General features: G+C 56.3%; 25 protein-coding genes. 10 read left to right on the top strand and 15 right to left on the bottom strand.

Annotated features, from left to right (window positions below; translation table 11 throughout):
- Nucleotides 1–91, bottom strand: a 91-nt coding sequence (locus V7Q41_RS12845) for a uroporphyrinogen decarboxylase family protein (protein WP_333846333.1), incomplete at its 3' end; no start/stop codon positions are given.
- A gap of 138 nt (nt 92–229) precedes the next feature.
- Entirely contained in the window at nt 230–1,219 is a 990-nt protein-coding gene (hemB, locus tag V7Q41_RS12840) for a porphobilinogen synthase (protein ID WP_333846332.1), read from the bottom strand.
- Between the two features lie 113 nt (nt 1,220–1,332).
- Between hemB and fabF the strand changes: the two genes are divergently transcribed.
- The gene (gene fabF, locus V7Q41_RS12835) at nt 1,333–2,583 is read left to right on the top strand and encodes a beta-ketoacyl-ACP synthase II (RefSeq protein ID WP_333846330.1); all 1,251 of its coding nucleotides are present in this window, start codon (nt 1,333–1,335) and stop codon (nt 2,581–2,583) included.
- 170 nt (nt 2,584–2,753) lie between these two features.
- Entirely contained in the window at nt 2,754–3,131 is a 378-nt protein-coding gene (locus tag V7Q41_RS12830) for an RNA recognition motif domain-containing protein (RefSeq protein ID WP_333846328.1), read from the top strand.
- Nucleotides 3,132–3,220: 89 nt separating this feature from the next.
- Here V7Q41_RS12830 and V7Q41_RS12825 read toward each other — a convergent pair whose 3' ends face one another.
- From V7Q41_RS12825 to V7Q41_RS12815, 3 genes are all read right to left on the bottom strand, one after another.
- Complete coding sequence (locus V7Q41_RS12825) at nt 3,221–3,466, bottom strand: hypothetical protein (RefSeq protein ID WP_333846326.1); 246 nt, start codon at nt 3,464–3,466, stop codon at nt 3,221–3,223.
- Nucleotides 3,467–3,653: 187 nt separating this feature from the next.
- Complete coding sequence (locus V7Q41_RS12820; protein ID WP_333846324.1) at nt 3,654–4,547, bottom strand: DMT family transporter; 894 nt, start codon at nt 4,545–4,547, stop codon at nt 3,654–3,656.
- Entirely contained in the window at nt 4,544–5,050 is a 507-nt protein-coding gene (locus V7Q41_RS12815; protein WP_333846323.1) for a methylated-DNA--[protein]-cysteine S-methyltransferase, read from the bottom strand. The genes V7Q41_RS12820 and V7Q41_RS12815 overlap by 4 nt, the downstream gene beginning before the upstream one ends.
- A gap of 80 nt (nt 5,051–5,130) precedes the next feature.
- Here V7Q41_RS12815 and V7Q41_RS12810 point away from each other — a divergent pair, with 80 nt between their 5' ends.
- The 3 genes from V7Q41_RS12810 to V7Q41_RS12800 are packed head-to-tail and all read left to right on the top strand — an operon-like array spanning nt 5,131 to nt 8,812.
- Nucleotides 5,131–6,531, top strand: a complete 1,401-nt coding sequence (locus V7Q41_RS12810; RefSeq protein WP_333846322.1) for a phosphomannomutase/phosphoglucomutase — start codon at nt 5,131–5,133, stop codon at nt 6,529–6,531.
- Nucleotides 6,528–7,514, top strand: a complete 987-nt coding sequence (waaC, locus tag V7Q41_RS12805) for a lipopolysaccharide heptosyltransferase I (protein ID WP_333846321.1) — start codon at nt 6,528–6,530, stop codon at nt 7,512–7,514. Before V7Q41_RS12810 ends, waaC begins: the two co-directional genes overlap by 4 nt.
- On the top strand, nt 7,514–8,812 hold the full coding sequence (locus V7Q41_RS12800; protein WP_333846320.1) for a 3-deoxy-D-manno-octulosonic acid transferase: 1,299 nt from the start codon (nt 7,514–7,516) through the stop codon (nt 8,810–8,812). The genes waaC and V7Q41_RS12800 overlap by 1 nt, the downstream gene beginning before the upstream one ends.
- Here V7Q41_RS12800 and V7Q41_RS12795 read toward each other — a convergent pair.
- The 7 genes from V7Q41_RS12795 to V7Q41_RS12765 are packed head-to-tail and all read right to left on the bottom strand — an operon-like array spanning nt 8,809 to nt 17,108.
- Complete coding sequence (locus V7Q41_RS12795; RefSeq protein ID WP_333846319.1) at nt 8,809–10,167, bottom strand: TolC family outer membrane protein; 1,359 nt, start codon at nt 10,165–10,167, stop codon at nt 8,809–8,811. The genes V7Q41_RS12800 and V7Q41_RS12795 overlap by 4 nt on opposite strands.
- A 16-nt stretch (nt 10,168–10,183) precedes the next feature.
- On the bottom strand, nt 10,184–10,525 hold the full coding sequence (locus V7Q41_RS12790) for a rhodanese-like domain-containing protein (RefSeq protein ID WP_333846318.1): 342 nt from the start codon (nt 10,523–10,525) through the stop codon (nt 10,184–10,186).
- Nucleotides 10,526–10,534: 9 nt separating this feature from the next.
- A complete protein-coding gene (locus V7Q41_RS12785) occupies nt 10,535–11,188 on the bottom strand; it encodes a protein-L-isoaspartate O-methyltransferase family protein (RefSeq protein WP_333846317.1) in 654 nt (217 codons plus the stop codon).
- A 50-nt stretch (nt 11,189–11,238) separates the two neighbouring features.
- Entirely contained in the window at nt 11,239–14,421 is a 3,183-nt protein-coding gene (locus V7Q41_RS12780) for an efflux RND transporter permease subunit (RefSeq protein WP_333846316.1), read from the bottom strand.
- A 15-nt stretch (nt 14,422–14,436) separates the two neighbouring features.
- Nucleotides 14,437–15,621, bottom strand: a complete 1,185-nt coding sequence (locus V7Q41_RS12775) for an efflux RND transporter periplasmic adaptor subunit (protein WP_333846315.1) — start codon at nt 15,619–15,621, stop codon at nt 14,437–14,439.
- Entirely contained in the window at nt 15,618–16,280 is a 663-nt protein-coding gene (locus V7Q41_RS12770) for a TetR/AcrR family transcriptional regulator (protein ID WP_333846313.1), read from the bottom strand. Before V7Q41_RS12770 ends, V7Q41_RS12775 begins: the two co-directional genes overlap by 4 nt.
- A gap of 54 nt (nt 16,281–16,334) precedes the next feature.
- The gene (locus V7Q41_RS12765) at nt 16,335–17,108 is read right to left on the bottom strand and encodes a YdcF family protein (RefSeq protein ID WP_333846312.1); all 774 of its coding nucleotides are present in this window, start codon (nt 17,106–17,108) and stop codon (nt 16,335–16,337) included.
- Nucleotides 17,109–17,180: 72 nt separating this feature from the next.
- Between V7Q41_RS12765 and V7Q41_RS12760 the strand changes: the two genes are divergently transcribed.
- The 3 genes from V7Q41_RS12760 to V7Q41_RS12750 all read left to right on the top strand — a co-directional run bounded on the left by V7Q41_RS12760 (nt 17,181) and on the right by V7Q41_RS12750 (nt 20,206).
- Nucleotides 17,181–17,609 (top strand): peptide-methionine (S)-S-oxide reductase, encoded by a 429-nt coding sequence (locus tag V7Q41_RS12760; RefSeq protein ID WP_333846311.1) that lies wholly within the window; start codon nt 17,181–17,183, stop codon nt 17,607–17,609.
- Nucleotide 17,610: 1 nt separating this feature from the next.
- Nucleotides 17,611–18,012 carry a hypothetical protein gene (locus V7Q41_RS12755; protein WP_333846310.1) on the top strand — a complete coding sequence of 134 codons (402 nt, stop codon included), beginning with the start codon at nt 17,611–17,613 and terminating at the stop codon, nt 18,010–18,012.
- Between the two features lie 94 nt (nt 18,013–18,106).
- On the top strand, nt 18,107–20,206 hold the full coding sequence (locus V7Q41_RS12750) for a TonB-dependent receptor (protein ID WP_333846309.1): 2,100 nt from the start codon (nt 18,107–18,109) through the stop codon (nt 20,204–20,206).
- Here the strand turns inward: V7Q41_RS12750 and pdxH are convergent.
- Nucleotides 20,203–20,871 carry a pyridoxamine 5'-phosphate oxidase gene (gene pdxH / locus V7Q41_RS12745; protein ID WP_333846307.1) on the bottom strand — a complete coding sequence of 223 codons (669 nt, stop codon included), beginning with the start codon at nt 20,869–20,871 and terminating at the stop codon, nt 20,203–20,205. The two genes, V7Q41_RS12750 and pdxH, sit on opposite strands and share 4 nt — an antisense overlap.
- A 106-nt stretch (nt 20,872–20,977) precedes the next feature.
- Between pdxH and V7Q41_RS12740 the strand changes: the two genes are divergently transcribed.
- The gene (locus tag V7Q41_RS12740) at nt 20,978–21,295 is read left to right on the top strand and encodes a high-potential iron-sulfur protein (RefSeq protein WP_333846305.1); all 318 of its coding nucleotides are present in this window, start codon (nt 20,978–20,980) and stop codon (nt 21,293–21,295) included.
- 187 nt (nt 21,296–21,482) lie between these two features.
- A complete protein-coding gene (locus V7Q41_RS12735; RefSeq protein ID WP_333846304.1) occupies nt 21,483–22,418 on the top strand; it encodes a 2-hydroxyacid dehydrogenase in 936 nt (311 codons plus the stop codon).
- Between the two features lie 162 nt (nt 22,419–22,580).
- On the opposite strand, the gene V7Q41_RS12730 is transcribed toward V7Q41_RS12735, so the two are convergent.
- Together V7Q41_RS12730 and V7Q41_RS12725 are read right to left on the bottom strand one after the other, a co-directional pair.
- Nucleotides 22,581–22,811: a hypothetical protein gene (locus V7Q41_RS12730; protein WP_333846303.1), complete on the bottom strand. Its 231-nt coding sequence runs from the start codon at nt 22,809–22,811 to the stop codon at nt 22,581–22,583.
- Nucleotides 22,812–22,856: 45 nt separating this feature from the next.
- Nucleotides 22,857–22,970, bottom strand: a complete 114-nt coding sequence (locus tag V7Q41_RS12725; protein WP_442918868.1) for an FAD-dependent monooxygenase — start codon at nt 22,968–22,970, stop codon at nt 22,857–22,859.
- Between the last annotated feature and the right edge of the window lie 129 nt (nt 22,971–23,099).

The following is a 23,099-nucleotide window of genomic DNA, read 5'->3' as shown; positions in this document are numbered from 1 at the left end:
CCGCTTGGCGCATGAGCCAAACGGGGGTGTGGTCGGTGGCTTGGCGCATGCAGGCTTGCAAGAAGGTGTTGTTTTGAAGTGCGGTGACCATGAGAGATGAAGCTTAAAGAGTGAGGGCGTTGGGTGATGTGGTCGAGGGTCGCGTGAGCAGCCCAAAGCTTTGAATAACCGTGGTCATGGCAATGGAGAGCGGCGCTATCTGTGTGATGAATGGATACAGTCGCTTTTGTTACTGCTTCAGTTGTTTGGCAGCATCGCGGGCGAAGTAGGTCAGAATGCCGTCCGCGCCCGCGCGTTTGAAGGCAAGCAAGCTCTCCATCATGACGGCATCGTGGTCTAGCCAGCCATTTTGTGCAGCAGCTTTGATCATGGCGTATTCGCCAGAGACTTGATAGGCAAACGTGGGGACTTTGAATTCATCTTTGACGCGACGCACCACGTCTAAATAAGGCATGCCAGGTTTGACCATCACCATGTCTGCGCCTTCGGCAATGTCGAGCGCGACTTCGCGCAACGCCTCGTCTGTATTGCCTGGGTCCATTTGGTAGGTTTTTTTATCGCTCTTGCCCAGGTTGGCAGCCGAGCCAACGGCGTCGCGAAAGGGGCCATAAAACGCGCTGGCATATTTGGCGCTGTAGGCCATGATGCGGGTGTGAATGTGCCCATGTGTTTCGAGCGCATGGCGAATGGCCCCAATGCGCCCGTCCATCATGTCGCTCGGTGCCACGATGTCGACGCCTGCGCGTGCTTGTGTGAGGGCTTGTTGGGTAAGCATCTCGACCGTCGCGTCGTTCAAGATGTAGCCCGTCTCGTCTAGCAGCCCGTCTTGTCCGTGGCTGGTGTAAGGGTCGAGAGCCACGTCGGTCATGATGCCTAGGGTGGGAAAGTGTTGTTTGAGGGCAGCGACCACCTGTGGGATCAATCCATTTGGGTTGGTGGCTTCTTCGCCGTTTGGCGTTTTGAGTTGGTTGCTGATCACGGGAAAGAGCGCCATGACGGGGATGTCAAGTTGCACGCATTCTTGGGCGACGTGCAGTAACAAATCCAAGCTCACGCGATCGACGCCAGGCATAGAAGCGACGGGTTCACGTCTTTTTTCACCCTCGAGCACAAATACGGGGTAAATCAAATCGTTCACGCTCAAGGCATGCTCACGCACCAAGCGTCGCGTGAAGTCGTCATGGCGCAAACGACGTGGGCGGTGAGTTGGAAAGGACATTGGGCTTTCTAAGCGGAGGGGACCACCTTTGCCTGAAAATTGATTCATACTTCGCCTTATGTCAATTTAGATTTACATCTGTAACTGTATCAACAATTCATCGCTTCTTAGAAATGTCATCTTCAAATCATCGCCGTCGGGTCGTTGTGACGGGTCTTGGGCTGATCTCGCCTGTGGGCAACAGTGTCAGTGCCGCTTGGTCCAGTTTGCTCGACGCAAAGTCTGGTGTGGGCACGATTAGAAAATTTGACCATTCCTTGTTGAGTGTGCACATCGCGGCTGAAGTCAAAGATTTCAAAATCGAAGACTACCTCGCTGCAAAAGAGGCTCGCCACATGGACTCTTTTATCCAATACGGCATTGCCGCGGGAACACAGGCCATTCGGGACAGCGAACTACGGGTGACCGAAGAGAACGCTGACCGTATTGGCGTGATGGTGGGGTCTGGTATTGGTGGTTTGCCGTCGATAGAAGAAACCGGTGCTGAATTAATCAAACGCGGACCGAGGCGCATTTCACCGTTCTTCGTTCCGGGCTCGATCATCAACATGATTTCTGGCCAACTGAGTATTATTTTTGGGGTCAAGGGCCCCAACATAGCAACCGTCACGGCTTGCACCACGGGTTTGCACAGCATTGGTTTGGCTGCGCGATTGATCCAGTACGGCGATGCAGACGTCATGATCGCTGGCAGCTCCGAATCCACAATTTCTCCTCTTGGCATTGGTGGGTTTGCTTCAGCAAGGGCGCTCTCCATGAGAAACGACGACCCTTGCACTGCATCACGCCCTTGGGATGTGGACCGAGATGGCTTTGTTTTGGGAGAGGGCGCGGGCGTTGTTGTTCTTGAAGAGTTGGAACATGCAAAAAAGCGGGGTGCCAAGATTTACTGCGAACTGCTGGGGTTTGGCATGAGCGGTGATGCCCACCACATGACAGCACCCAATATGGATGGCCCGCGTCGCTGTATGGTCAATGCCCTGCGAGATGCGGGCATCAACGGCGACCAAGTTCAATACATCAACGCGCATGGGACGTCGACCGTTTTGGGTGATCAAAACGAAAGCGATGCGATCAAAGCCGCTTTTGGCACGCATGCCAAGAAAATCCTTGTCAATTCAACCAAATCTATGACGGGTCATCTGTTAGGTGGGGCGGGTGGGTTGGAGTCTGTCTTCACAGTTTTGGCACTACATCACCAGAAGTCGCCGCCAACCATCAATATCTTTAAGCAAGACCCCCAATGCGACTTAGACCATTGTGCAAACACGGCGCGTGATTTAAAGATGAACTACGCCGTTAAAAATAACTTTGGCTTTGGTGGAACAAACGGCACGCTGGTTTTTGGGAAGATCACCAAATAAAAGCCAAGTCGGGCTATGAATTGTGAAAAGAGGTGCATAATGCCTCAGCGCTGGTCTTCAACCACCAGCGTCATTCAGGTGATAGGTCAGTTTCGCGCGCTACGGCGTTACTTCTCGGTTAGTTGTGCTTTCGGGACCCCTTCGCTTTTTCATGTATTTAAGGAGTCCCCATGGGCAATAAACTTTACGTCGGCAATCTGCCATACACGGTTCGCGATGGCGACCTCGAGCAATCTTTCGGTGAATTCGGCTCTGTCACCAGCGCCAAAGTCATGATGGAGCGCGACACAGGTCGCTCAAAAGGTTTCGGCTTCGTCGAAATGGGCAGCGATGCCGAAGCACAAGCTGCTATCGAAGGCATGAATGGTCAATCTTTGGGTGGTCGCAGCATCACTGTGAACGAAGCGCGCCCCATGGAGCCACGTCCCCCACGTTCTGGTGGTGGCGGCTACGGTGGTGGCGATCGCTCAGGCGGTGGCGGCTACGGTGGTGGTGGTGACCGTTCAGGTGGCTACGGCGGCGGCGGCGGTGGTCGCGGCGGTTACTAAGCCCTGCAGATCTTTGGACTCAGCCTTGCGCTGAGCCAAACACAAAGGCCTCGGAACTCACGTTCCGAGGCCTTTTTAACGTTTGATGTTCAATGCGCGGATGCGGTGCGATGCACCCAATTCAAGCCTTGCGCGAGCGAGTAGTTGGCGGCGTCATCGTGCGTGGCGAAGTCATCGACGAAGGACATGATGCGTGCCGTGCTGGCGCTGCCTTGGCCGCTGGCGACCGACACTTGGGCCGCAAAGCGGCCGCAAGGCAAAGCACGTGGAGAGGCTGCAATGCGGTATTTGCCGTGTGTGATGGCAGTGGTGTGTGGATGGATAGCTGAACTCATGAAAATCTTAAAAAAATAAAACGACACAACGCAGTCCTGAGAGAACTGGTTGGAATACGCGAAGAAGTGGGAATTTACTTAAAACGCCTCTTTGCTAAGAGGCTGGCACGCGCGAGGTAGAGGGTGCGTGCTAGAAGTCGACTAAAGCGATCCATTAATGTAGCAGGCTTGTGTGCGCCGTGGTTGTTTATTTTCGGCCGACCAAACCAGACGCCAAAGCCGTGCCCGCCACGATGACCAGGGCGCAGCCGATCATCCAATGGGTGACGACTTCATCCAAAAAGATCACGCCCAGTAAATTGGCGAAGACAGGAATCAAGTAAGTGACGGTCATGGCGCGTGCAGGGCCAGTGCGGGTCATCAACCGAAAAAACAGCACATAGGCCCAAGCGGTACACATCAGGCCTGCCATGCCCAGTGCTGCCCATGCGTGTAGGCTGGGCGATTCAATAGGCCACGCCAGCAAAGTTGGAATGCCAAGCCCCAAACTGGCACCCCACAAGCTGCCGGTGGTGGTGACCAAGGAAGGTACGTTTTGTAAATAGCGCTTGGTGAAGCTACCCGAAATGCCATAGCAAAACGTGGCCACCAAACAAGCGGCCACAGCCAGCCCTGAGCCACCTTCTTTGAACGAGATGCCGCCAGGCACATCGCTGGCCAGCAGCACCACGCCTGTGAAGCCCAGAGCCAAACCCAAGGCGCGCGTGGTGTTGAGTTTGTCGCCCAACCAAAACCAAGCGATGAGTGCGCCAAACAATGGCGTGGTGGCATTCAAGATGGAGGTGAGGCCTGTGTTGATGTGCATCAGCGCATAGGCATAGCAGGCAAACGGGATGCCAGCATTGAGTACACCTGCAGACATCGCCTGACGCCAGTGGACGGCGAGCACAGGCACTTCTTTGCGCCACACCAGCACAGGTGTGAGGATGAGTGCTGCGAGGGTGACGCGCACCCACGCCGTGGGGAAGGGGCCAAATTCATGCGCCCCTTCGCGCATGAACAAAAACGACGAACCCCACAACGCGGCCAGCAGCACAAAGTCAGGCACCCATTCGCGCCAAGGCAACTGTCGATCGCTCATGCGTGTGCGGCTTCGTGTGCGAGCAACTGCTGTTTGCGGTCTAAGCCGCCCGCAAAGCCCGTGAGCGCACCGCCTGCACCCATGACCCTATGGCAGGGCACGACGATGGTGTGAGGGTTCTGCCCAATGGCAGCGCCCACGGCACGCACGGCCTTGGGGTTGCCGATGTCTCGCGCAATCTCGCCATAGGTGCGGGTGCGGCCATAAGGAATCTGTTGCAAGGCTTGCCACACAGCACGCTGAAACGGTGTGCCCCAAGCAGGGTGCAGTGGCAGATCAAAGCTGTGGCGTTGGCCTGAGAAGTAGCCGTGCAGTTGCTGGGCAGCCGCCAATAAAGTGGGGTGTGTTTCATCGGTCAGCCACGGACGACTGTCGGGCATGTGTGCTTGGCGGTGCACAAACCAAACGCCTGCCAAGCCTTGCTCAGTAGCGGCAAACATCACATCGCCTAAGGGCGAGGCGCTATGGCTTTTGACAAGACGAGGTGTGGGTTGAGCAGGCACGGTGGTGTTGGAGAGGCGGGTTTTGGGTCATCATAATCGGCGGATTAGGGGGGTATCTGGCTCTCTACAATCTCATCACTATGCAAGTTAACCCCTCCATCTTCAAAGCCTACGACATCCGCGGTGTCGTGCCCTCCACCCTGAATGTTGAAGTTGCTGAAGCGCTAGGGCGCGCTTTTGGCACGCACGCCGCTGCGTCTGGTGAAACCATGGTGGCGGTGGGTCGCGATGGCCGCTTGAGCGGTCCGTCGTTGGTCGAAGCGCTCAAGCGCGGCTTGGTTGCTGCAGGTGTGCAGGTCATGGATGTGGGTGCGGTGACCACGCCCATGTTGTACTTTGCAGCATGCACGCTGTGCAAAAGTGGCATTCAAGTCACTGGCAGTCACAACCCCAAGGACTACAACGGTTTCAAAATGGTCTTGGGCGGCCGTGCCATTTACGGCGACGAGATTCAAGGCCTGCGCCATATCATGGAGTCGCAGAGCTGGACCCTCAAAGCGGGGGGCAGCATCCAACACGTCGATGTGACGGCTGATTACGTGGCTCGCATCGTGGGCGATGTGCGCCTGAGCCGCCCCATGAAGGTGGTGGTCGATTGCGGCAACGGCATTGCGGGTGCTACCGCACCAGCCATCTTTCGCGCTTTGGGCTGTGAGGTGGTGGAGCTGTTTAGCGAAGTGGACGGTAACTTCCCCAACCACCACCCCGATCCGAGCAAGCCTGAGAACTTGAAAGACCTGGTTGCTGCCCTCCAAACCACGGGCGCCGAGTTGGGCTTGGCGTTTGACGGCGATGGTGACCGCTTGGGCATCGTCACCCAAGACGGCCACAACATTTACCCCGACCGTCAAATGGCCCTGTTTGCGCAAGACGTGTTGTCACGCGTGCCAGGCGGTGCGATTGTGTTTGATGTCAAGTGTTCGCAGCGTTTGGCCCCCGCCATTCGTGAAGCCGGCGGCCAAGCCTTGATGTTCAAAACAGGCCATTCGCTCATCAAGGCCAAGATGAAAGAAGTCAACTCTCCCTTGGGCGGTGAGATGAGTGGCCACATCTTTTTCAAAGAGCGTTGGTTTGGCTTTGATGATGGCACCTACGCCGGTTGCCGTTTGCTAGAAATCGTCAGCCGAAGCCCCGATGCCAATGTGGTGCTCAAGGCTTTGCCGTCGAGTTTTTCTACCCCAGAGTTGAATGTGGGCTGTGCCGAGGGCGAGCCCCACCGCTTGAGCGCTGAGTTGCAGCAGCTGGTGGCATCGGGTGATCTACCGTCGCCCGAGTTCAAGCCTGAGGCGTGTGTGATTGACGGCTTGCGCATCGACTGGGCTGACGGCTTTGGATTGATTCGCGCCTCCAACACCACGCCGGTGTTGGTCTTGCGTTTTGAGGGACAAACCCAAGCCGCGCTGGACCGCATTGAGCACGACATGCTCTCGCTGCTGCGCCGCGTCAAGCCCGATGCAAAGTTTCAAGAGGCTGCGCATTGAGGGTATTGATCGTCAAGCTCTCGTCCTTAGGAGATGTGATTCAAACCTTGCCTGTGATTGAAGACATGAAAGCATGTTTGCCCGGGGTCACGATTGACTGGGTCGTTGAAGAGGCGTTTGCAGATTTACTCAACCAAGCAAACGGCCTCGCCCGCGTGATCCCCTGCGCGGAACGAAGGTGGCGAAAAAGCCCCCTTCGGCGTGAAACGCGACGCGAGTGGGCACAGTTTTGGCAAACATTGCGTGAGCTGCCGTATGACGCGGTGATTGACTTTCAGGGATTGATCAAATCCGCGCGCATTGCTCGCGGCGCACGTCTCACACCTCGAGGCTTTAGCGTCACCTATGCAAACAAAAGTGATTTGTGTGCCTATGAATGGCCTGTCAAATGGCTGCTCCAAAAGACGGTGCCCATGGAGAAAAAAATACATGCCGTCGCGCGTTATCGGGCGTTGGCGGCCAGGGCGCTGAACTATGAGTCGACGGGTGTGTTGCAGCAGATGCCAAGCTACCCCGTGGTGGCTGCGCCGCATGAACGTCGCACAGGCGTGATGTTTGCCCATGGCACCACGCGTTTGGACAATGAGTGGCCTTTTGAATCATGGGTGAACTTAGGGCTGCGCTTGATTCAACAAGGTGAGATCTTGTTGTTGCCTCAGGCCAATGACAGCGAAGCTGATTTGGTGCATCGACTGGCCGAGGTCTTGGGAGCGCATGCGCAGGTTTTGCCTCGCATGCGCTTGTCGGATGTGCTGTCACACATGGCCAATTGCCGTGCGGTTGTTTCAGTTGACTCAGGTTTGGGGCATTTGGCGGTTGCACTGAACTTGCCAGTGGTTCAGCTTTTCAGTCAGCCACGCATTGCGCGTGCGGGGCCAGTTGGCGCGTCACATCAGTGTGCGGTGGGAGGTGACCATGTGCCGTCTGTTGACGAGGCTTACCAAGCGCTCACCGTCTGTATGGCAGCCGGTAGTCCCCAGTGATGCTCAAAATCTACAGTTTGCTCATGTGGGCCCTACAGCCTTTGTTGCGCCGCAAACTGCAACGCCGTGGTCGAGCAGAGGCGGGCTATTGGCTCGCCATCGAAGAGCGCTTTGGCCAATACACACAGCCAGCCAGTGATGGCGGCTTGGTGTGGGTGCATGCGGTGTCTTTGGGCGAAACACGCGCAGCTGCTGTGTTGCTGAACGCGCTGCGCGCTGCACAACCTGGCATGCGTGTTGTGTTGACCCACGGCACAGCCACAGGGCGTGCACAAGGTGTGAGCGTGTTGCAAGACGGCGATGTGCAAGTGTGGCAGCCGTGGGACACGCCTGGGGCAGTGCAGCGTTTTTTAGCGCACTTCAAACCGCGTGTGGGCATCATCTTAGAAACCGAGTTGTGGCCCAACTGGGTGGCGCAGTGCAACAAGGCCCAAGTGCCCTTGGTGTTGGTCAATGCCCGCATGAGCGAGACAAGCATGCATCAAGCGCAGCGCTTGGCTTGGTTGTCGCGCCCTGCGTACCAAGGCTTGTCAGCGGTGCTGGCGCAAACCCAGGCCGATGCCGATCGCTTGCAGTCCTTAGGTGCCAAGGTAGATGCGGTGTTGGGTAACTTGAAATTTGATGCCCAACCCGATGCGGCACAGCTGGCAAAGGCCCATGCATGGAAGCAAACCCTCAAGCGCCCAGTGGTGCTGTTCACCAGTTCACGCGAAGGCGAAGAGGCCATGTGGCTGGACACGCTCCAAGCGTTGAAAGAAATACCGCATGACCACCAAGATCACATTCATGCCGTGCATTGGTTGGTGGTGCCACGCCACCCCCAACGCTTTGAAGAGGTGGCTGCTTTGATGGTCGAGCGCGGCTGGCAAGTATCTCGCCGCAGCCACTGGGTGGACGGGCCAGACACCGACAATGCAAATGACGCCAACACGCTTTGGCTGGGCAACTCGTTGGGCGAGATGGCTTTGTATTACGGCTTGTCAGATGCCGCGCTGTTGGGCGGCAGTTTTGCCCCCTTGGGTGGCCAAAACTTGATTGAATCCACCGCCTGTGGCTGCCCCGTCATCATGGGGCCCCACACCTTTAACTTTGCGCAAGCCGCCCAGCTGGCGCAAGAGGCGGGTGCAGCCTTGCGCACCGAAGACATGGCCCAAGCCGTGACCACAGCTTTACAAATGGTGAGATTTAGCCCGGATGCCAACGCCCATGTCCAGGCATGCCAGGTGTTTTCATTGGCCCACCGAGGAGCTGCACAGCGCACCGTGCAAGCGCTGCTGCCTTACTTGACCACGAATTAAGGCGCAAGCAAAGCGTTGATAGGCTGCAAGTCTGCGGGTGTCAAGGTGCCAGCCGCTTGGCGCAGTTTGAGGTTGGTCACCAACACGTCGTAGCGGGCTTTGGCCAAGTCGCGCTTGGTTTGGTAGAGCTGGCTTTGTGAGTTCAGCACGTCGATGTTGATGTTCACGCCCACCGAGTAACCCAGCTTGTTGGCATCCAACGCACTTTGGCTAGAGGCCTCTGCCGCTTCGTAAGCTTTGACTTGGCTCAGGCCTGCGAGCAAGCCGAAGTAGGTGTTGCGTGTCGTCTGTTCAGTGACACGGCGTGCATTTTCCAAATCCGATTGCGCTTTGTTTTTCAAGGCGCTGGCTTCTTTGATTTTGTTGGTGGTGCTAAAACCTGCGAACAAGGGAACGTTTAAAACCAGTCCGACACTTGGGTTCCAAGTGGTGATGGGAGTGGCTGAATAGCTGCTGATAAAAGTACCCTTCAAGTTCTCTGTGCGTCCATAGGTCATTTGCGCATCCAGCGTGGGCTTGTGACCCGCAGTGGCTTTGTCAATTTCTAAGTCGGCTATGTCGACGGCCAATTGTGCTTGCCGCACGGCTGGACTGTTGGCTTGGGATTGGCTGACCCAACTCATCACGTCCTCTTTGGGTGGCGCGATCAACGTGGTGTTGTTTGCAAGCCGTTTGGGCGTGGCTTGTGGGAGTCCCACGGCCATGGTGAGGCCCAAACGCTTGGTACGCAAATCATTTTGAGCCGTGATTTCTTGGGCAGTGGCCAAGTCAAAGCGGGCTTGCGCATCGCGCACACCGGTGATGGTTGCCGTGCCGACTTCAAAATTGCGTCGTGCGGAAGCCAGTTGTTCGCTGACCGCTCTCTTTTGGGTTTGGACCAGCTCTAAATTGTCCTCACCCGTCAAAACGTCAAAGTAGGCTTGCGAGACCCGAATCAGCAAGTCTTGTTCGGCGGCTTCATACAGAGCCGCCGCTTGTTGCAATTGGCGATCCCCTTGTTTGTAGGCTGCCCAAGCTGCAGGTCGGTAAATGGGTTGAACCAATGTTGCACTGGTCGTTTTGGTTTCTAGTTCGGCGGATGACCTGGCGGCATCCACACCTATCACCTGACGCTGAAAGTCAGTTTTGATTTGGCTCACCGACAGTGCGATATTTGGCAAGATGCCTCCCAACGACTGGTTGGCTCGCGCTAAGTTGGCTTCAAACTGCGCTTTGGCCGAAATAAACCCTGCGTCGTAGCCGCGCGCTGATTCGTACATCTCGACCAAGCTTTGCGCTTGGGCGTTGGTCGCGAAAGTCAGCATCACAGCAGTGGTGAGGGCAAGGGTGCGAAACAAGGGGTGTGTGAGCGGCATTCAGTTCTTTCAAAAATCAATAGGTGGGCACAGTGGTGTCCACTTGCGACGACCAAGCGTGGATGCCACCCGCGATATTGGCCACGTGGCCAAAACCTTGTTGCTCCAAAAATGCAGCCACCTGCATGCTGCGGCTGCCGTGGTGACACAGCACCGCAATGGGTTGTTCGGGATTGAGTTCAGCCAGTCGCTGCGGGATGGTGTGCATGGGTATCGCCATCAGTTCAAAGCCTTTCGCAGTGACGCTGGCAGTTTGCACTTCCCAAGGTTCACGCACATCCAGCACCACGGTGATGCCGTTGGGGGCTTGAGCGCTCATCCAGTCTTGCAACTGGGCAGGTTGGACTTGATCAATCATGCGGCGCTCTCAGAATTTGAAGCGGCTGGGTTCAGCAAAGCCGTGTAAGCGTGGTGCGGTGTGGTCCCACAACGCTTGGCTGTGCCACGCGTCATTCCCGGTGCGCGTCATCAGCGTGGCGACCATCACGTGGTCATGGCCCACGATGGCCATCAAGCGTCCGCCTATCGCCAGTTGTTCGAGCAAAGCTTGCGGTACTTCGGCCACTGAGCCGCCCAAAACGATGGCGTCAAAGGGTGCATCGCCCGAAGCGCCAGTGCTGCCATCAGCCACACGCACATCCACGTTGCTGATGCCAGCGCGTTGCAAGTTGTTGCGGGCATTGCTGGCCAACTCTGGGTTGATTTCTAGGCTCACCACACGTTGCGCGCGGCCAGCCAACAGAGCCGCCATGTAGCCGCTGCCTGTGCCGATTTCCAGTACTTTTTCTACACCCGTGAGTTGTAAGTCATGCATCAAACGTGCAGCCACGCGAGGAGGTGCCATGAATTCGCCATGACCCAAAGGGATGTCTGTGTCGGTGTAAGCCAGGGCAAGGTAAGCCTGGGGCACAAAAAGCTCGCGTTGCACCTCAGCCAGCACCGCCAGCACGTGGGTGTCAAGCACTTGCCAAGGACGGATTTGTTGCTCAACCATGTTGAAGCGGGCTTGTTGGGTATTCATCTCAAAACTCCGAAATTGTTCAGTTGTGTTCAATTAATGCTTAGAAAATTTTAACGGGCAGTTCTGTCAGAGCCTGACGCCCATTGGCGTTTCATCCACTGAGCAAAGTCGTCCAAATAACAATACACCACGGGCACGACGACCAGTGTCAGCAGGGATGAGGTAATGACCCCGCCAATCACCGCTTGGCCCATGGGTGCGCGCTGTTCTGCGCCTTCGGACAGGGCAAATGCCAAGGGAACCATGCCAAAAATCATCGCCAGTGTCGTCATCAAGATCGGGCGCAAACGCACTTCGGCGGCCAGCAGCAAGGCATCGTGGCGGCTGAGACCGGGTTTGAGCGAACCATCGGGTTGCACTTGGGGCTCACGCGAACGGATGGCAAAGTCCACCAGCAAAATGGCGTTTTTGGTCACCAAACCCATCAGCATGATGACCCCAATGATGGAAAACATTGACAAACTCGAGCCAAACATCAACAAGGCCAGCACCACGCCAATCAGCGTGAGGGGCAGGGCGGTCATGAGCGCCAAAGGTTGTAAAAAACTCTTGAATTGACTGGCCAAAATCATGTAGATGAAAACAATAGCCAGCACCAAGGCAGACAAGGCATAGTCAAACGATTCAGCCATGCTTTTGGTGGAGCCGCCAAATTGGTAGCGGTAGCCAGGCGGCATTTGAATGGTGTCCAAGGCTTTGCGTACGTCACCAGACACCTCGCCCGCTGAGCGGTTGTAAACGTTGGCGTTGATGGCCACTTCACGCATCAGGTCTCGGCGGTTAATTTGGTTGGGTCCTGTGCCCTCTACCACTTGTGCCACTTGGTTCAAGCGTGCCACGCGCGGGCTGCCGTCGGGGTTGGTGCCAAGCGTGAAGGGCAGGCGCTCTAGGTCTTGCACGGCGTTGCGGGCGTTGGGCGCCAAGCGGACGTTCACGTCATAGGTTTGGTCGTTGGCGGCGCGCCAGTTGGTCACGGTGCTGCCCGCCACCAAGATGCGCAACTGATTGCCAATGGTGCCCAGCGACAGTCCCAGGTCATTGGCAGCTTCCCGTTGCACTTTCACTTCGATGGTGGGTTTGTTGGGTTTGACGCTGGAGTCCAAATCGACCAAGCCAGGAACGGTGCTGATCTTTTCCATCACTTGGACGGCCAATCGTTCTAGCTCGTGCAAGTCGCTCCCTTGCAGCGAGAACTCCACTTGTTTGTTGCCGCCCACTGTGTCCATCAAGCCTACGTGGGTGAGGGTGATGCCAGGCACTTGCAGCAAGCGGTCGCGAAAGATGGATGACATGAGTTCCACACTGCGTTGTCGCTTATTGCGGTCCACCAAGCGGATGTAGATGTTGGCGTAGATTTTTCCGTTGGCCATTCCTGTGTTGATGGTGGACAGGGTGTAGCGCACCTCGGGAAACTCGCGGATGATGGCCTCGACCTGCTTGGCTTTGGCCTCGGTGACTTCCAATGATGAGCCAACGGGTGTGTAGAAGTTGACCGTGGCTTCAGAGAAATCGGCCTTGGGTATGAATTCGGTTCCCAACAAAGGAACCATAAAGATGCTCAATGAAAAGGTACCTATTGCCAAGGCCAAGGTCGCGCGTTTATGAAAGAGCGACCATTTCAAAATGCGTTGATATAACGCGATGAGCCTGTCTGTTGTCCTCTCAAACCAAGCCGTGATGGGGCTGATGACGCGGTCGTAAAACGTATTCGATTTGCCGTGCTGACCATGCGCGTGAATGGTCGGGTCGTGCCAGATGGAGGAGAGCATGGGGTCGAGCGTGAAGCTGACAAACATCGAAATCAAAACCGCCGCCACGATGGTGATGCCAAACTCGTGGAAGAACTTGCCAATGACCCCGCCCATGAAACCAATGGGCAAAAACACCGCCACGATGGACAACGTGGTGGCCAACACCGCCAAGCCTATTTCTTGTGTCCCGTCCATGGCGGCTTGGTAGGGCGTTTTGCCCATTTGCACATGGCGCACGATGTTTTCGCGCACCACAATGGCATCGTCGATCAACAAACCCACGCACAGCGACAAGGCCATGAGTGTGATCATGTTGATGGTGAAACCAAACATGTACATGAATAAAAACGTGCCAATGATGGCAATCGGCAGCGTCAGCCCGGTGATCACGGTGGAGCGCCAAGAGTTCAAGAACAAAAACACAATCAGCACAGTCAGTAAGGCCCCTTCCATGAGGGTTTGGCGAACGTTGGCCACACCCACGCGAATGGGGCGCGAACCGTCTTGTACTTGCTCTAGATGCAGACCAGGGGGCAGCTGGTCTTTCATTTCGGCAACTGTTTTGTTCAATCCGTCAATCACATCGATGGTGTTCTCGTCTTGGGCCTTTTGCACCGTCATCAACAGCGTGCGTTGGCCGTTGTAGAGCGCCAAACTCTCCACCTCTTGAGCCCCATCATTGACGGTCGCAATTTGATTGAGGCGAATAGGCGTGGTGTTTTTGCGCGCCACGATGATTTGGCCAAAATCTTCAGGGCGCAACATGCGGCCTTGGATTTGAATCACGCGGTCTTGCTGCAGTGAGCGCAAGCTGCCCACGGGCAAGTCTTGGGTTTCGTTTTTCACCGCATTCACCACTTGGTCCGCACTGATGCCGAGCGACTCCATGGCTTGAGGGTTCAGGTACAAATTGATTTCGCGCTTGGTGCCTCCCACCAAGGCCACCGAGCCCACACCGCGCACGTTTTCAAGCCGTTTTTTCAGCACTTGATCGGCCCAGTTGGTCAGCTCCACTGAAGAGAGCGGTGAATGGCCTTGCCCCGAGGCGGGCACCACGGCCAGCGACCAAATCGCGCGGCTTGTCGGATCAAAGCGCAAGACCCTGGGTTCTTTCACTTCGGTGCGCAAAGAGGGGCGTAGCGCTGCCACTTTTTCGCGCACATCGTCTGCACCTTTGCGCCCGTCGATGTGGAGCTGAAACTCAATCACCACCACCGACATGCCTTCATAGCTGCGCGAGGTGAGGGCGCTGATGCCTGCGATGGAGTTGACCCCTTCTTCAATTTTTTTACTGACTTCACTCTCCACAATTTCAGGCGAAGCACCTGGGTACTCCGTGGTGATCACTACCACAGGGAAATCAATGTTGGGGAACTGGTCAATCTTGAGTCGTTGGTAGGAGAACAAGCCCAGCACCACAAATGCGAGCATCATCATGGTCGCAAAGACCGGATTTTTTAAACTGACTTGGGTGAACCACATGGGGTGTCTGTCGCCTTATCGTGCCGCGCTGGCAGAGGTCGATGCAGCATTTGCTGCGACTGGGGTGTAGCGCACCGCCATGCCCGAACGCAAAGCACCCACATTGCTTTTGAGCACGGTGCTGCCTTCGTTCAGGCCAGTCACCGCCACCATGGTTTCCGATTCAGGCTGGCCCATGTCCATGCCGCGCACCCCCAGGGTGACGATTTTGTGGATCACCTGCAGCTGATCGCCCACTTGTTCGACCACTTGCACATAGGGTTGTGCACGGTCTGTACGAACAGCAGACAAAGGCACCGCCAGCACTTGGCTCTTGCCCATGCCTAAGATGCCTTTGGCAAAAAGTCCATGACGCAAGCCGTCGGCTTTGTCGAGCGCCAAATAAATCAGCACGCTGCGGCTGCCCGCTTGGGCGCTGGGGCTGATGCGCTTGACCTTGGCCCCGACCATTGTTTTGCGGTCTTCCACTTGCAGGGCGGCCAATTGACCCACGCGCACATCCATCGATTCGCTGGGGCTCAGGGGCACTTCCACTTCGAGTTGGCTCAAATCGACCAACTCCATGATCTTGGCGTCAATGCTCACCCGTTCACCCACTTGAGCGGCGCGGCCAGACACGATGCCTGCAAAAGGCGCACGCAAGGTGGCGTCATCTAGCGCTTTGCGTGCCACGTCAGCACCTGCCATGGCCGCTTTGTGGCTAGCGACAGCGCCCACATAGTTGGCCTCCGAGTTGTTCATGGCGGCTTGAGAGATAAAGTTTTGTGCAGCAAGCGATTGGTTGTTTTCCCATGCGCGCTTGGCAATTTCCATTTGAGCCATGGCGGCAGTGGCTTGCTCGGAGGTTTGTTGCCAACGACGTTGGTACTCGGTGGGATCGATGCGGGCCAGCACGTCGCCTGCTTTGACGGTATCGCCTTCGCGCGCCATGATGTCTTTGAGCTCACCTGCGACGCGCGCTTTGATGACTGCGTAGTTCACTGCTTTGACAGTGCCTGAGATGGCTAAACCTTGGGTGATATCGCGCAATTCGGCCTTCATCACATCTGTGCTGGCCAATTCAAGTTGTGTAGGGGCGGTCGCAGGGGCTGAGGCAGCGGCTTTTTGTGCCTGCTTTTGATTCATGGCGCGCCACACGCCCGCGACCAAGGCCAAAACAATGAAGCCCAGGACGAGCCAACGCAGTTTGATGTATTTCATGTTTTTGGGGTTGTGATGCCGTGCAACAGGACATCGACTTGCATATGAATGAATTGTTCAGGATCTAAGGTCTTGGCCGAGGCGGCACAAGCACCCATGGAGTGTTTCCACATCATCAAAAAGATCATGGGCGCGACGATGATGTGCACTGCTTGTTCCAAATCAAGCAGTCGAAACTCACCACTGTGCATGCCGCGCTCCAAGATGCGGCGAATCATGGCGTTGCCAGGCTGGATGACCTCTTCTTGGTAGAACTCGGCAATTTCTGGGAAGTTTTGTGCCTCGCTCATCACCAACTTGGCGATGCCGCTGGCGCGTGTCTTGCCAATGCGTTCCCACCAAGACAGCAGGGCGTAGCGCAGCATGTCGGCACTCGAGCCTTGAAACAAGACAAATTCTTCTTGCCATTTAGGAAATTGGTGAACGATGTTTTCTCGCACCACCGCTTTGAACAAATCTTCTTTGCTTTGAAAGTACAAAAACAAAGTGCCTTTGGACACGCCTGCTCGCGCGGCCACCTCGTCCACGCGGGCAGCAGAAAACCCTTTTTCAACAAACAAGTCCAATGCCGCGTCCAGCAATTCGCCAGGACGCGCCTGTTTGCGACGCTCGCGTTTGTGCGTGTTTTCTATCGAGCTGATCAGAGTTTGAAGGGCCATAAGCTGCTAATGACTGGTTGGTTAGCAATGTACCAGTTTAATTTTTTGAGGCACTTAAATCAGCCACAGCCCCAGCCGTTCTTTGATGACCCAAGCACTCTCGCGCAGACCGGTGCCGCTGGGTAACCATTGCAAAAACGGTGCAAGATCGCTACGGACAAAGCCCATGGGGGCGGGCATCACGCGCAAACCCGCGGCTTCAAACTGGCGCACACTGCGTGGCATATGCCAAGCGTGGGTGACCAAGGCAATATGCGTGATGCCTTCGCTTTTCAGCAAGGCGGTTGTTAACAACGCGTTTTCGCGGGTGTCTCGCGATTGTTTTTCTTGCCAGCGCAGCGCGGGCGCACCCAAGCGGCTCAAGGTCAATGCCGCCACCTCGGCTTCAGGCGCTTGGCCACTGAGACCGGACCAGCCAATACCGCCGCTGTAGGCCATGGGCAGGCCTGTGGTGCGTGACAAATACACGCCGTAGAGCAAGCGCGACATGGCATCGGGTGCCAAAGTCGGACTGCCGTATTCCAGTGCCGCGTTGTCGACGCCGCCCCCCAAGACCACAATGGCTTGCACACGATGTTGTTTCAAGTCTTCAGGCGTGATGGGGCTGACTTGCGGCAGCAGATGCAACGAGAGCCAAATGGCCACGGCTTGGCAACTGAGCAGCCACATCAGCAAAGTGACAAGGCCTGCACATGCGACAGGCAAGCGGGCCGCACGCCCACCCCTGCGCCAAGCCCAAAACAACAAGCCGAATAAGGCCAACAAGCCGCTTGTGGCGGGCAAGACCAAGGTGGTCAACATAGGTTTGAGGGCGAGCAATATGTCCATGATTTTTCCAGTGTGCCTTCAAACAAAATACGCATCTGTTCCATGGCGCAAACAATCATAGAATCAAAGCCTATGACAAACACCTCGTCACCTCAGGCAAGCTCCCCCACCATCACCTTGGGGGGCGGCTGCTTTTGGTGTACCGAGGCGGTGTTTGTGCGTGTCAAAGGCGTGCTGGATGTGGAGTCGGGCTATTGCAACGGCCATACATCAAAGCCAAGCTACGCAGATGTGTGTGCGGGCACGCAATACCGCAGCGGTATTTACTTGAGCGACGAGGCCGATCGCGTGGTGGCGCAGCAGGTGCTGAACGAGGTGAATGCGGCCCTGTCTGGCCGCGTGGTGACCGAGCTCACCAGCTTGGACAACTATTCAGCCGCCGAGGCCTACCACCAAGACTACTTTGAGCACAACCCCAACCAAGGCTATTGCGCTTTTGTGGTCGCTCCCAAGGTGCAAAAGTTTGTCAAGACCTTTGCCGACAAAGTTAAGCAAGGCTGACATGCGGCGCGTTGTGCCTGTGCCTTTCAGTTTGCGCACTTGGCGACACAGGTTGTTGGCGTTACTTGCCGCTTTGGTGTTGGTGCAAACCTTGGGCGTGCTTCACAGGGTGGCGCATGCGCACATCGCGCACCCAGAGTTTGCCTCTGCCTTTGATTCGAATACAGCAGCCGCTTCAAACCCCGGCATGTTCACCAGCTTGCAGCGGCTATGGGGCGGGCACATCAACGCGGTGGACTGTCAGCTGTTTGACCAAAGTTGTCCAGATGCCTTGCACACACCTGTTTTGCCAGTGATGCCCGTGATGCCCGCCATAAGCTGGCTAGCGGCAACCCTGCACGAACGCTTTGCGCTGTTTGAGCGCTTTTATGCGGCCCGAGGGCCCCCTGCTGTTTTGCTTTGAACTTTGAGCCAGCTCGCCACGCTACATCGCTGGCGCGCTGAGATTTTTTGCAAAGCACATAGGAGGCGTCATAGATGCCTCGCAGGAAACTTATATGACACACGTTTTTCAACGCAGCGCCGTGGCGGCGGCTGCTTATTCATTTCTATCTGTCACCCTCGCCAATGCCTGGGCGCAAACACAAGAGGCTCACCGTTTGGATGAAGTCACCATCACCGCACGCACCTTGGAGCGCAGCGACTTGATGGTGCCTGCCCAGCAGCTGTCAGGTGCAGCACTGACCCAGCGCCAAGGCAGCACCTTGGGTGAAACACTCGACAACTTGCCTGGCATTGCCAACAGTTCGTTTGGTCCCAATGTAGGCCGCCCTGTGATTCGTGGCATGGACGGCGACCGCATCCGCATCTTGCAAAACAGCGGGGCCAACATGGATGTGTCTGGCCTGAGCAACGACCATGCGGTGCCGATTGACCCACTCACCACCGAACGTATTGAAGTCTTGCGTGGCCCTGCCACTTTGCTGTACGGCGGCAGTGCCATTGGCGGCGTGGTCAACGTGATCGACAACCGCATCGCGCGCGAGCCTTCGTTTGACGCCAAAGGCGGCGTGATGGGCAAAGCCGAACTGCGTGCCGGCGGTGCAGCCGACGAGCGCAGCACGGGCGCAGTGGTGGAGGCGGGCAACGATCGATTTGTGCTGCATGTGGATGCGTTTGACCGCAGCACCCAAAACTTGCGCGTGCCTAAAGACATGACATGCGGTGATGGTGGCCCGTCGAATGGCCGCCGCGTCTGCAACTCGGCCAGCGACAGCAAAGGCAGTGCGGTGGGCGCGACCTTGTTGTTTGACCGTGGTTATTTGGGTTTGTCCAGCAGCGAATACCGCAGCACCTATGGCACGGTGGCCGCGCCCGAGGTGACGATTGGCATGCAACGTCGCCATCATGTGATGGAAGGTTTGTTGCGTGAGGTGGGTGCGTTGAAAGAGGTGAAGTTTCAACTCGGCCGCACCGATTACACGCACACCGAATTTGATGCGGGCAGTCCAGAGTCAACGTTTAAAAACAAAGGTTATGCGCTGCGCTTGGAGGGGCGTCAAAGCACCATGCGTTTGAGCAATGCCATGCAGTGGGATGGGGTTGTTGGCATTCAAAGTGAGCGAAACAATTTGCAAGCCAAAGCCGCCGATGGCAGCAACACACTTTTGCCACCCAGTCGCACACAAAGCACGGGTGTGTTGACTTACCAAGCTTTAAAAACAAGCTGGGGCCAGCTCAGTGCAGGCGCACGCGTTGAAGAGGTAGAGGTCTCGTCACTGCAAGATCATCAAGGCCATTCGGCGCAAACAAAAAAATTTAAACCCCAGAGCTTGGCCTTGGGGGCCATGCGTCATTTGCGTCAAGGTGAGGCGCAAAACGGATGGCAGCTCTCAACCAATCTGAGCGCCAGTCAGCGTGCACCAAAAGATTATGAGTTGTTCGCCCACGGTGAGCACGCGGCAACGGGTACCTATGAAATGGGTCAGCCCACCAACGGCTTGGAAAAAGGCACGCAGCTCGATGTGGGCGGTGAGTGGAAACTTGGAGCGCACAAATTTGGCATCACTGGATTTGCTTCGCAGTTTTCCAACTACATATCGTTGCTGCCCACGGGAACCGATCGCTTCGTCGGCGGGATGCCTGACTATCGATTCGAAGGCGTCCGTGCCCGTTTCTACGGCATCGAATCCACTGCAAAAATCCGCATGGTGGCAGGCCAAGATGCCGTGCTGACTTCAAATGGTTCGCACGGCGCGATGGACCTTGAGTTACGTGCCGACGTGGTGCGCGCCCAAGACTTGACCCACAACAGCCCCCTGCCGCGCATCGCCCCCATGCGTGTGGGCGCTGACGCGGTGTGGTCACGCCATGCGTGGGGGGCTCGTTTTGGCTTCATGCATGCCGCTGCCCAAAGCCGAGTGCCCAACGTCGGCACTCAACTTGGTATCACCACCGCAAGCCACACCCTGTGGAATGCGGGTCTGAACTACCACACACACAGCGGGCTCACACACTGGCTGCTGTTTGCCAAGCTCGACAACCTGACCAACCAGCTGGCGTATTCGTCCACCTCGGTGTTGACGCAAACCCTGCGTGAAAATGCACCCCCGCTAGCAGGACGCAGCATCAAACTAGGTGCGCAGGTGAGCTTTTAAGGGGCCAGTCGCTCGCGAATCCATTGGCCATCCACCGTTTGACGGTAACGCAAGCGGTCGTGCAAACGGCTTTTGCGACCTTGCCAAAACTCCCATTGGTCAGGGACGAGCCGGTACCCTCCCCAATGCGGTGGGCGTGGCGGTTGCAACAAAAACTGCGCACCAAATTTGGCGGCGTTGCTGACCAAGGTCATGCGCCCATCAATGACTTGGCTTTGAGGGCTGGCCCAAGCGCCAATGCGCGAGTCGAGCGGGCGGCTGTGGAAGTAAGCGTCACTGTCTTCATCGCTGATTTTTTCCACACGGCCTTCGATGCGCACGACACGCTCCAACGCCACCCAATGAAACTGCAGGGCGGCAAAAGGATTGCCCGCCAGTTGCTGACCTTTGCGGCTGTTGTAGTTGGTGAACCACACCATGCCTCGTGCGTCGTAGCCCTTGATCAGCACCACGCGCGTGCTGGGTCGCAAGTCGCTGCCCACGGTGGCCAGGGTCATGGCATTGGGTTCGGGGACCTCGCTGGCAATGGCTTCTTGGAGCCAAAGGTCAAACTGCGCCATGGGGTCAGCGGCTGAGGCAGATTCGTTGAGTTCAGCGCGTTCGTAGCTTTTGCGTAGGTTGGCTATGTCGTTCATAGCGCCAAGGATAACGCTTTCAGTTGACATAAAGCCTTTATTTGATGTCAATCAATCGATCGATTTATTCTCTCGTTAAGATATCGACCAGCCAGCATTTTCTGGCCCAATTTCAAACTTTTCCAAGGGGACATTGATGAATCAACCAACCAACCGTCGCGTATTCATGATGCAAACCATGTCAGCCGCAGGCGTTGCTGCTTTCGCAACAACGGCCTCTGCCCAAGCCGCCATGGTGAACGAAGCAGACCCACAAGCTGTTGCCTTGAGCTACAAAGCGGATGCCACCAAAGTGGACAAAGCCAAGCAGCCCAAATACGCCGCCGGCCAGCTGTGCAACAACTGCGCCTTGTACCAAGGCAAGGTCAGTGATGCCGCCGCTGGTTGCCCCTTGTTTGCTGGCAAGCAGGTCGCAGGCAAAGGCTGGTGCTCGGCTTACGCCAAGAAGGCTTAATTTCAGCATTTGTTTGGTGCATGGGCACATCCAAAAAAGGGAGCCATTTGGCTCCCTTTTTTTGCGGCATCGCTGCATTTGGACAAGTCAATGTGTGCGTGCAAGAGCCTGAGTGCCATCGACTGCGATGTCAGCCAATCCAAGAGTAGAGTAGGCGAATACAAATAGGCAATTGGAGGATCTGGCCATGGCCCACGACATTTTGCAAATCTCGCCCCTGCCACCGTTCATGCTGAAAGCGCTGCATGAAGCAGATTACATCGTGCACGACCACACCCACATCAAAGACCCAGGCGCCTTGAGCAAGGTCACAGCCATCGTGGGGACGGGCTCAGCGAAGGTCGATCAAAAGTTGCTGCAAATGCTGCCTCATGTCAAATTGATTGCCATTTGCGGCGTGGGTTATGACGGGGTGGATGTGGCGGCCGCCATCGACAAGGGCATCACGGTCACCCACACGCCTGGCGTGTTGACGGATGATGTGGCTGACTTGGCCATGGGCCTTGTGTTGTCCATCGGCAGACGCATCCCGCAAGCCGATAAGTTTGTTCGCAACGGCGACTGGGTGGACGACATGTTTGCCTTGACGCATCAAGTGTCGGGCGCACGTCTAGGTCTTGTGGGCATGGGGCGCATTGGCCGCGCCATTGCCAAGCGTGCGGCGGCATTTGACATGCGCATTGCTTACACCAGTCGACAAGCCAAGTCTGACGTGTCCTACACCTTCTACCAAACAGTGACCAACTTGGCTGCGAATGTTGACTACTTGGTAGTGGCCGTACCCGGCGGAGACAGCACCCAAAATTTAATTGGTCATTCGGTGTTGCAAGCGCTGGGTACCAAGGGTTATCTCATCAACATTGCCCGGGGTTCGGTGGTCGACCAGCCTGAGTTGGTGCAGGCCTTAAAAAACAAAACCATTGCAGGCGCAGCCCTGGATGTGTTTTGGGATGAGCCGATCGTGGATCCCGAGTTACGTCGCTTGCCCAATGTGGTGCTGACGCCTCATATCGCCAGCGCGACAATGGAAACACGTCAAGCCATGGCAGCATTGACCCTTGATAATTTGCAAGCCTTCTATGAAGGAAAAGCATTGCCCACACCAGTGCCTGAGTGCCAATAATTTGAGGAAGTCCATGAGCATCATTTCGTCGTCTTTGCCTGCGCGGCCCTATCGACGGATTGCCACCGAAGAGGCGTTTTCGCCGCCCGAGATGTTGGACATTTACAAACGCATCTTGGCCAAAGACGATGTGGACATTGGCTTCAAACATCTGATGGGCTTTTATTTGAGCAGCCCCAGTGAGAGAGCCACGCACATCATGCGCTGCTTGACCGACTTAAATGCGCTGCGCTTGCAGCACATGGATGAGGCGGGCGCGGATGTCCAAGTCATTGGCTTGACCTCACCCGGTGTGCAGATCATGGACAAAGACACTGCGGTGGCGTTTGCTCCCGTGGCCAACGACATCTTGGCAGACGCCATGCGCCGCCATCCCGATCGTTTGGTGGGCATGATTGCGGTCGCTCCCCAAGATCCTGCGGCAGCGGCCAAAGAAATTCAATCTGGGGATAGGCTGTTTTGTATGTGGCGCTCTGCCAAGATGCAGCGAATACCGCGTTGGCCCAATTCAATGGCCAAGCCAAGACCCACGGGACCTCCGCCGTTGATCATGACATCTGTAACGAGTGGGGCAGGAGTGGGGTTGGTCATATGAACGCGCTGCGCAAACAATTGGAGGGGTTTGCGATTTAGCGGCCGTAACCGCCGCCGCCTGAGCGCCCGCCGCCGCCTCCGCCTGAG

The sequence above is a fragment of the Limnohabitans sp. genome (assembly GCF_036804465.1).
Taxonomy (GTDB): Bacteria; Pseudomonadota; Gammaproteobacteria; order Burkholderiales; family Burkholderiaceae_C; genus Limnohabitans.
This window is presented reverse-complemented; position numbering and strand designations above follow the sequence as displayed.

Excerpts from the sequence above, each read along its gene's own strand:
- hemB (WP_333846332.1), bottom strand. The coding sequence starts at position 1,219 with ATGTCCTTTCCAACTCACCGCCCACGTCGTTTGCGCCATGACGACTTC.
- fabF (WP_333846330.1), top strand. The coding sequence starts at position 1,333 with ATGTCATCTTCAAATCATCGCCGTCGGGTCGTTGTGACGGGTCTTGGG.
- V7Q41_RS12830 (WP_333846328.1), top strand. The coding sequence starts at position 2,754 with ATGGGCAATAAACTTTACGTCGGCAATCTGCCATACACGGTTCGCGAT.
- V7Q41_RS12825 (WP_333846326.1), bottom strand. The coding sequence starts at position 3,466 with ATGAGTTCAGCTATCCATCCACACACCACTGCCATCACACACGGCAAA.
- V7Q41_RS12820 (WP_333846324.1), bottom strand. The coding sequence starts at position 4,547 with ATGAGCGATCGACAGTTGCCTTGGCGCGAATGGGTGCCTGACTTTGTG.
- V7Q41_RS12810 (WP_333846322.1), top strand. The coding sequence starts at position 5,131 with ATGCAAGTTAACCCCTCCATCTTCAAAGCCTACGACATCCGCGGTGTC.
- V7Q41_RS12800 (WP_333846320.1), top strand. The coding sequence starts at position 7,514 with ATGCTCAAAATCTACAGTTTGCTCATGTGGGCCCTACAGCCTTTGTTG.
- V7Q41_RS12795 (WP_333846319.1), bottom strand. The coding sequence starts at position 10,167 with ATGCCGCTCACACACCCCTTGTTTCGCACCCTTGCCCTCACCACTGCT.
- V7Q41_RS12790 (WP_333846318.1), bottom strand. The coding sequence starts at position 10,525 with ATGATTGATCAAGTCCAACCTGCCCAGTTGCAAGACTGGATGAGCGCT.
- V7Q41_RS12785 (WP_333846317.1), bottom strand. The coding sequence starts at position 11,188 with ATGAATACCCAACAAGCCCGCTTCAACATGGTTGAGCAACAAATCCGT.
- V7Q41_RS12780 (WP_333846316.1), bottom strand. The coding sequence starts at position 14,421 with ATGTGGTTCACCCAAGTCAGTTTAAAAAATCCGGTCTTTGCGACCATG.
- V7Q41_RS12775 (WP_333846315.1), bottom strand. The coding sequence starts at position 15,621 with ATGAAATACATCAAACTGCGTTGGCTCGTCCTGGGCTTCATTGTTTTG.
- V7Q41_RS12770 (WP_333846313.1), bottom strand. The coding sequence starts at position 16,280 with ATGGCCCTTCAAACTCTGATCAGCTCGATAGAAAACACGCACAAACGC.
- V7Q41_RS12765 (WP_333846312.1), bottom strand. The coding sequence starts at position 17,108 with ATGGACATATTGCTCGCCCTCAAACCTATGTTGACCACCTTGGTCTTG.
- V7Q41_RS12760 (WP_333846311.1), top strand. The coding sequence starts at position 17,181 with ATGACAAACACCTCGTCACCTCAGGCAAGCTCCCCCACCATCACCTTG.
- V7Q41_RS12755 (WP_333846310.1), top strand. The coding sequence starts at position 17,611 with ATGCGGCGCGTTGTGCCTGTGCCTTTCAGTTTGCGCACTTGGCGACAC.
- V7Q41_RS12750 (WP_333846309.1), top strand. The coding sequence starts at position 18,107 with ATGACACACGTTTTTCAACGCAGCGCCGTGGCGGCGGCTGCTTATTCA.
- pdxH (WP_333846307.1), bottom strand. The coding sequence starts at position 20,871 with ATGTCAACTGAAAGCGTTATCCTTGGCGCTATGAACGACATAGCCAAC.
- V7Q41_RS12740 (WP_333846305.1), top strand. The coding sequence starts at position 20,978 with ATGAATCAACCAACCAACCGTCGCGTATTCATGATGCAAACCATGTCA.
- V7Q41_RS12735 (WP_333846304.1), top strand. The coding sequence starts at position 21,483 with ATGGCCCACGACATTTTGCAAATCTCGCCCCTGCCACCGTTCATGCTG.
- V7Q41_RS12730 (WP_333846303.1), bottom strand. The coding sequence starts at position 22,811 with ATGCCCACCAAACGATCGGGATGGCGGCGCATGGCGTCTGCCAAGATG.
- V7Q41_RS12725 (WP_442918868.1), bottom strand. The coding sequence starts at position 22,970 with ATGATCAACGGCGGAGGTCCCGTGGGTCTTGGCTTGGCCATTGAATTG.